This window comes from Neobacillus citreus (assembly GCF_018343545.2).
Taxonomy (GTDB): domain Bacteria; phylum Bacillota; class Bacilli; order Bacillales; family Cytobacillaceae; genus Neobacillus; species Neobacillus citreus.
This window is the reverse complement of record NZ_JAGYPE020000011.1, coordinates 39,561-46,531: the sequence shown is the minus strand read 5'-3', so window position 1 is coordinate 46,531 and position 6,971 is coordinate 39,561. Positions and strand designations below refer to the sequence as shown.

At 41.4% G+C, this 6,971-nt stretch carries 7 protein-coding genes; 3 read left to right on the top strand and 4 right to left on the bottom strand.

Annotated features, from left to right (window positions below):
• Positions 1-282, top strand: a 282-nt coding sequence (locus KHB02_RS08570; protein WP_241113783.1) for a hypothetical protein, incomplete at its 5' end; no start/stop codon positions are given.
• A 123-nt stretch (positions 283-405) separates the two neighbouring features.
• Here KHB02_RS08570 and KHB02_RS08565 read toward each other — a convergent pair.
• The gene (locus tag KHB02_RS08565) at positions 406-3,159 is read right to left on the bottom strand and encodes a dynamin family protein (protein WP_213146503.1); all 2,754 of its coding nucleotides are present in this window, start codon (positions 3,157-3,159) and stop codon (positions 406-408) included.
• A gap of 267 nt (positions 3,160-3,426) precedes the next feature.
• On the opposite strand from KHB02_RS08565, the gene KHB02_RS08560 reads away from it, so the two are divergent.
• Complete coding sequence (locus tag KHB02_RS08560) at positions 3,427-3,930, top strand: hypothetical protein (RefSeq protein ID WP_213146502.1); 504 nt, start codon at positions 3,427-3,429, stop codon at positions 3,928-3,930.
• A 69-nt stretch (positions 3,931-3,999) separates the two neighbouring features.
• Here KHB02_RS08560 and KHB02_RS08555 read toward each other — a convergent pair whose 3' ends face one another.
• From KHB02_RS08555 to KHB02_RS08545, 3 genes are all read right to left on the bottom strand, one after another.
• Entirely contained in the window at positions 4,000-4,722 is a 723-nt protein-coding gene (locus tag KHB02_RS08555) for an amino acid ABC transporter ATP-binding protein (RefSeq protein WP_213146501.1), read from the bottom strand.
• A complete protein-coding gene (locus KHB02_RS08550; RefSeq protein WP_213146500.1) occupies positions 4,719-5,375 on the bottom strand; it encodes an amino acid ABC transporter permease in 657 nt (218 codons plus the stop codon). The genes KHB02_RS08555 and KHB02_RS08550 overlap by 4 nt, the downstream gene beginning before the upstream one ends.
• A 104-nt stretch (positions 5,376-5,479) precedes the next feature.
• Positions 5,480-6,292: a basic amino acid ABC transporter substrate-binding protein gene (locus KHB02_RS08545; protein ID WP_213146499.1), complete on the bottom strand. Its 813-nt coding sequence runs from the start codon at positions 6,290-6,292 to the stop codon at positions 5,480-5,482.
• Between the two features lie 353 nt (positions 6,293-6,645).
• Here KHB02_RS08545 and KHB02_RS08540 point away from each other — a divergent pair, with 353 nt between their 5' ends.
• On the top strand, positions 6,646-6,942 hold the full coding sequence (locus tag KHB02_RS08540; protein WP_213146498.1) for a hypothetical protein: 297 nt from the start codon (positions 6,646-6,648) through the stop codon (positions 6,940-6,942).
• Positions 6,943-6,971: the final 29 nt, after the last annotated feature.

Here is a 6,971-nt window from a genome sequence, read left to right as displayed (position 1 = left end):
TTTCACTTCTGCCGGCTCCCGATTTTGTCCTTCATCCGGCTTATCAAGGACATTTCGCCACTGCTGGAACCTGATTTTGTCCTTCATCTAGCTTATCAAGGACATTTCACTTCTGCCGACACCTATTTTTGTCCTTCATCAAGCCTATCAGGGACATTTCACTTCTGCCGGCACCTGATTTTGTCCTTCATCCGGCTTATCAAGGACATTTCACTACGGCCGGTACCTGATTTTGTCCTTCATCCCGCTTATCAAGGACATTTTGCTACTCCCGGAACCTGATTTTGTCCTTCATCCGGCTTATCAAGGACATTTCACTTCTGCCGGCTCCCGATTTTGTCCTTCATTCCCCAGCAACTAAAAAAAGAAGATGCCCCCACCACTGGACATCTCCCAACAAAACTATTAATATATCGTCTGCATTCCTTTTCCGGCCACTGTCATCCACTCGAACTGGCGCAGCCTTACCTCGAACAGCGTCAGCGGGTCGCGGAACATTTCCGGGTTGGCGTTCAACTTGTTCAGCATCTCGCGGTTTGATGCCGCTTCTCCGCGCGTTTCTTCCACTGCAGATTTTAAGACACCTAGTGGACTCTTGAAAAACCAAGAGACATCCCTCTCCAACGATTTTTCAAATAGCTCGAACGGCTGGAAAAACTGGCGGCAGACCTGTGCAGCAACCTCTGTATAATCCTCGTTTTCCACAAAGGACTTGTATTTGTTATATACCATCGTTTTGTTCTGCGACAAGGCCCCAAACAGCTTCCCGGCACTTTTCAATAAGAACTGCGAAGGAGTCCGCTTCAGCAAAATATTGACAGGATCAAGCACGAATCGGCTTGTCATTCGGTCGATATCGCGGAGCCAATCATCAAGCACCTTAAAATCACACTCAAGGCTAAGCCTCTCTTCGCCGTACATTTGATTGAAACCTGCACCGAGCTCAATTAATAAATCCTGCCCTTGGTCAAATTCCTCCCGACAGCCCTTAATCCATTCCTGAAGCCTTGTATAGTAATTCGGCATTACCTGCTGCTCCAGATAATCCTGAATGCGGTTGTTCATCTCATGATTGAGGTCCAAATGAATGGTACTGAAATTACTGTCCTCCTCGATCAAGTTCGAGCACTCTGACAGCATTTTGGGAATAGCTTCAAAAATATCCGCCTCAATCGATTCCTTTACAGAGCGGTACAGCTTGGTGATTGACTTTGTTTTCTGCGATACCTCATCATTCAATTGATGGACAGCACCACTTAACTTCATATTCATTTCCTCGTTCCAATGAACCGTTTCAATTAAGCGATTTTCAACGTCAAGCCGCTTTTGCAAAAGACCTGCAATCGTCGCGCGAATAAAATATAACAGTTTAGCAAGACGTTTATCTGCTATGTTTCTTGTATTACGAATTGAGTCGATAAACACCTGTAGATCGCTTAACTGCTGTACACGGTCATATTGTGAAGAAAAGCCTAACAGCTTGGCATCAGGCAAATAAGAATGAATCGCATGCTTCGTTTCCTCATAAACCTTAATGGCATCCTGTTCATTTACAATTGTGTCCAGCTTATTCAACAGAAAATGAATCGGCAGGTCAGGGGCAAGTCCTTGGATTTGTGCCACAACCGCCCGCTCTTTTTCCGTAAACGGAGCATTCGCATCCAATACAAACAAAACAGAGTCAGCAAGGTTTAAATACTTCAAAACCTCAAAACGGTCGTTTTGGTTCCCTTTTAACCCTGGTGTATCAATTATAGCCAAACTATTCTCCTGTAAAAAAGGAGTTGGCTGCTTAAATTCAATGATGGACTCAAGCGCATTACGAAGACGGTCCATGCGCTCTTGGAAGTCTGTAAATCCGGAAAGTGTCTTAACCTCTCCGTCAGTTATTTCGGTAATATCCACTTCTCCGCCGTTTTTAAACATCACAACGGATGAAGTAGGGCTGTCCTGAACGTCCTCACCGAAGATGGTATTGATAAAGGTAGACTTTCCGCTGCCTACGAGTCCGGTAACAAACAGATGCTGCGTATCGAAGTCAACAAGCTGGTCAACAATCCAGTTCACACGGTTGTTTTTCCCCATATCGTTGACTTCCGCCCATTTAATAATCGCTTCAAGTAACGACAAGCACTCTTCCAGTTCATCCATGTCACACTCTGTCTTGCTGATTAAATGTTCAGCCTCCTCCACAATGGAGACGCTGAGGCTTGCCGGAAATAGTTCGTTCCAGGACAAAATAGCCGCTGCCGCAGCAACAACATTCCCGCCATCAGCTAGCCGCACCCAGTTTGTCAGCAGGTCCGGAAGAAAATCATCAATTTGTTTAATGTAGTACTTACCGCCAATATAGTGAAAATACGTATCTTTATGCAGTCGCGAAAGCTCGCGCAATTGATCTTGGCGGTCCAACTCCAGATTCAACAATAATTGATTGATTTCCTTAATCCAAAGCAGATAGGAATTTTCATTCATATAACTGTTCCATAACGATGAAACAAGCTGCTCAAATTTTTCCTTATTTACGCCATATAAACTAAATAAGGCATGGGAAAAATAGCTAGGTGACAGCGCCCGTGTCACTCCTTTTTCCACATAGGTGTTTAGAATTTCAAACCACTCAAGCGATTCTGTCCGCTTTGCTTCGTTTACCGCTAGTTCAATGGCATTATCCCAATCTTCCCGCTCTTCAAAAAAAGCGCGGGCCACATTCGTGACATTTGGGTAATCCGGATAAGCAGCCACCGTTCTTTTAATGACCGCCACAGCGGCATCAATTTTACTGCGTTCAATATAAAGAGCAAATAACTTTAACGCGACCTCAGCATTCAATGTAGAATTATCGGTTTCAATCACCGTGTATATATCTTCCGCCGCCGACAACAGGCCCAGTTCATAATAGGCATCGGCGGTATTTTTTCTGGCCCACGGTTCAAGCTCGTTGATAATATTTTCCCATTTAAAAATAGCTGCTTCATAGTCCTTATGATGAAAATATACTTCCCCTTGGGCATACCTTATCCGTGTTAAATCCGGGAGATCCTTTCGGGCTTCCTCCTGAAATGCTTCCCCCAGCACCTTAATGGGGTGTTCATCCTCATGTTCATTAATGAACATTTTATAATAGGTTTTATCCTTTAACTGATCTTCTAACGTCATTTCTATCCCCCCAATTGCCAACACTCTATTGTATATATGGTAAAGAGGCATAATTATTCCTCATACTATTCGAAGGTTATGTGGCTTATAAGTCCCTTTTTACCGATTTTACCAAATGTTTTTATGTAAATTATATCAGTTGTATTTCATTTTCGAGACAAACAACATACCTTCTTTCTGTTTTAAAAAATAAAAATTAGATCATCCTTCCTTATTTACCTTCTCAAAAAGTATAATAAGACAAATAATCCAAAGGAGAAATCTATTATGGAAAGGGAGCAGGCATTATTTTTATCAAAAAAAATCGAAAACTTAAGGTCCACTGAATATGAGATAAAGAAATTAGAAACCGTTAATGGTACCTTACCCAAGTTCCACCAATGGACGAATGGGAAGACTACCTTAGCTGCCTTTAAGGTAAATAAGCCAAGTACTGAAACAGGCTGTTACCTTCTATTTATTGATTGGCACCGCAAGGGGATCTATTACTTAGTTATATATGCTTATGACAAGTCTACTACCTTGGCAGAATTACGGCAGGTTCAGGATATTGACGGAATTCCTCATATTATGTGGAGCTATAAACCTTTTAAGCGGGACGGAAAAAATGATCAACGAAAAGCTTATTTTAAACAGATGTTCGGTTCCACTTCAGTTCAAATTCCCTTCCCGGTATCCGAAACGGATGTTGATGACTTTTTAACACAATTATTTAAGCTATGTCAAAATCGAATAAAAGCTGATCAAATTGTAAACGTATTCGAGCTTTAACAGGTTTTTTCTTTTTGCGCATAGCGATAGCTAAAGAAAAGGGAGGCATAATCCGCCTCCTTCCGTTTTCTATAGGATTTTACTTAAAAACGCCTTTGTCCGTTCTTCTTGAGGATTTTCAAAAATATCCTTCGGTACCCCTTCTTCGACCACAAAGCCACCATCCATAAAAATCACCCGGTCACCTACCTCGCGGGCAAAGCCCATTTCGTGGGTCACGACCACCATGGTCATCCCTTCCTTGGCCAGTTGCTTCATAACTTCAAGTACCTCGCCAACCATTTCCGGATCGAGTGCAGAGGTAGGCTCATCAAACAACATGATTTTCGGTTCCATCGCCAGTGCTCTCGCAATTGCGACCCGCTGCTTTTGCCCGCCTGATAACGAATCAGGATAGGCATCTGCCTTTTCCGCTAACCCGACTTTGCGTAAAAGTTCCAAGCCTTTTTCCCGGGCTTTTTCCGCTGGGACTTTTCTTACCTTAAGTGGCGCCAGCATGATATTATCAATGACCGTTTTATGCGGGAACAGGTTAAATTGTTGAAACACCATACCCACTTCAGTACGGACCGCGTTGATATCCGTTTTCTTATCGGTAATGTCAGTCCCTTCAATCCAAACATGGCCGTCTGTAATCGTTTCTAGCAGATTAAGACAGCGCAGAAAGGTGGATTTTCCAGATCCTGAGGGGCCAATGACCACTACTACCTCCTGAGGCTTTACGGATACGTTAATTCCTTTCAGGACCTCGTTCGTTCCAAATGTTTTTTTCAGACTCTTTACTTCTATCATTCTGTGGCCAACCTTCTTTCAAGTTGATTTAACAATAAGCTGAGTGAAAAAGTTAAGACCAAATAAATGAGTGCTGCTGTAATATATGGTTCCCATGCACGGTAGTACTGCCCCTGCATTGCCTGTCCCCAATACATCAATTCTTTAACAGCGATAATGGCTACCAGTGATGAATCCTTGATTAAGACAATAAATTCGTTTCCAAGCGGCGGAATCATCCTTTTAATAGCCTGTGGCAGGATAACGAAGCGCATTGCCTGTACATGATTCATCCCAAGCGAGCGGGCGGCTTCCATCTGGCCCTTATCAATTGATTGAATACCGGCGCGGAAAATTTCTGCCACATATGCTGCTGAATTTAACGATAGAGCTGTAATACCAGCGATAATGCCATTTGTTTCACCTATAATGAGTGGAATAAGTCCAAAGTGAATTAATAAAATCTGTACTAATAATGGCGTGCCCCGGAAAAATGTAATATAAGCCTTAAACGGGAAAGCCAGCCACTTATTCTGCACCATTTTCCCCAGCCCAATAAATAGTCCGAGGACAGTGCCTATTAAAATACTGGCAATGGAGAGGCCAATGGTAAGTAATGTTCCTTTTGCAAAAAATGGAGCATATTCAGCAAGTATGTCCCAACGAATATCCATTCATGAATCCCCCTATTTAAACCTTGTGCTTAACTGTGATGTTGTTAAGACAAAAATTGCGTAACTGCTAGTTTGTAAGAGTTACGCAATTCTAGTTTTAAAGATTATTTTTGTTGTGTTTTGACTTCGGTAAGGTCCGGATCTACCTTAAACCACTTCTTGTAGATTTTCGCATATTCACCGTTTTCCATGACTTCTTTAATAGCCTTATCAAAATCAGCTTTTAACTTGCTCCCCTTAGGGAACAACAATCCGTAAAACTCTTTATCAAAGGCAGCTTCATCTTCTATGATGACAAAATTTTCTTTCGGATTATTTTTTACATACTCTTCAATGACAGTGTTATCAGCAACAACTGCGTCCGCACCGCCGCCTTTTAACTCCATAATTGCCAGATTGTTATCCTTAAACTTTTTAAGATTTTTATTTTCTGCCCCAAGGAGCTTTTCAACTGCTTCCTGACCGGTTGTTCCATTCTGTACAGCTACGACCTTGTCTTTTAAATCCTCTGCGCTTTTAATCGGGCTGTCTTTTGGAATCATGATTTTATTAGTAGATAAGAAGTAAGGTACTGAGAAATCATAGGTTTGTTTACGTTTGTCGTTTATCGTAATAGAAGAAATTCCAATGTCTGCTGTTTTCCCTTTAATTTCAACGAATAATGGATCCCAGCCAACATGTTCAACCTTTACTTTGTAGCCCGCTTGCTTTGCAACAGCGTTAATGAAGTCGATATCAAATCCGACCACTTCCCCTTTATCTTGGTACTCGAACGGGGCATATGCGGCATCCGTAACGACTCGTAACGTCTTATCCTTGCTCTCTTCGCCCCCGCTTGTTTTGCTTGTTCCACATGCTGAGAGAATGAACACAAATGCAGCAACCAAAATTGTAGTGAATAATTTAAATTTCTTCATTTTGGACCTCCTATATTTTTTTATAAAATCAATTTTTTTAATTCTGATAATATTTTGAATATACACTATTGAATAAATTTTTAAAAGTAGTTTATCAAAAATCTTTATAATATTGGGATAATAAATTTTTATACCTAACATTGTTTATCTATTCGTAGATTTTAATTTATTACTATATTAATAAGTTAAAATAATATTATATATATAGTTTTTTGAAATCTTACACATTCCTAATTCATTTAGCTCATTTTTTAAAATATTCAAAAGGATTTTCCCTGGGTATTAGCCGTTGCTCCTCCACGAATACCTACATATTGTATATCACATGCACATAAATAAAGGAGTGTAGCCCAATGAATCCATACGGTTATTATCATAGCCCGCAATCGCAAATGGACTATAATACCTATGTCCCGCAAATTCTCCCGCAAGGAACCCATGCTCAGTTCGATCCGAATAGACAGCCGCAGCAGCTTGAGCGCAGGGTAAACCAACTCGAAAGGGAAAATAATCGCCAGCAGCAGGAAATCGAGCGGCTTTCCCGTGAAGTTAACCAGCTCTCGCGCCGCCTGCAGCGTGTAAATCAACGCCTGCGTGCTGTTGAAAGAAGATTTAACTTTCCGTTTACTCCATTCGATGGGGAATATTAATAAAAATGAACCAGGTCCAGCACCTGGTT

What these genes read in the sequence shown, in the direction of transcription:
- KHB02_RS08565 (WP_213146503.1), bottom strand. Translation starts at nt 3,159, where the DNA reads ATGACGTTAGAAGATCAGTTAAAGGATAAAACCTATTATAAAATGTTC.
- KHB02_RS08550 (WP_213146500.1), bottom strand. Translation starts at nt 5,375, where the DNA reads ATGGATATTCGTTGGGACATACTTGCTGAATATGCTCCATTTTTTGCA.
- KHB02_RS08555 (WP_213146501.1), bottom strand. Translation starts at nt 4,722, where the DNA reads ATGATAGAAGTAAAGAGTCTGAAAAAAACATTTGGAACGAACGAGGTC.
- KHB02_RS08560 (WP_213146502.1), top strand. Translation starts at nt 3,427, where the DNA reads ATGGAAAGGGAGCAGGCATTATTTTTATCAAAAAAAATCGAAAACTTA.
- KHB02_RS08540 (WP_213146498.1), top strand. Translation starts at nt 6,646, where the DNA reads ATGAATCCATACGGTTATTATCATAGCCCGCAATCGCAAATGGACTAT.
- KHB02_RS08545 (WP_213146499.1), bottom strand. Translation starts at nt 6,292, where the DNA reads ATGAAGAAATTTAAATTATTCACTACAATTTTGGTTGCTGCATTTGTG.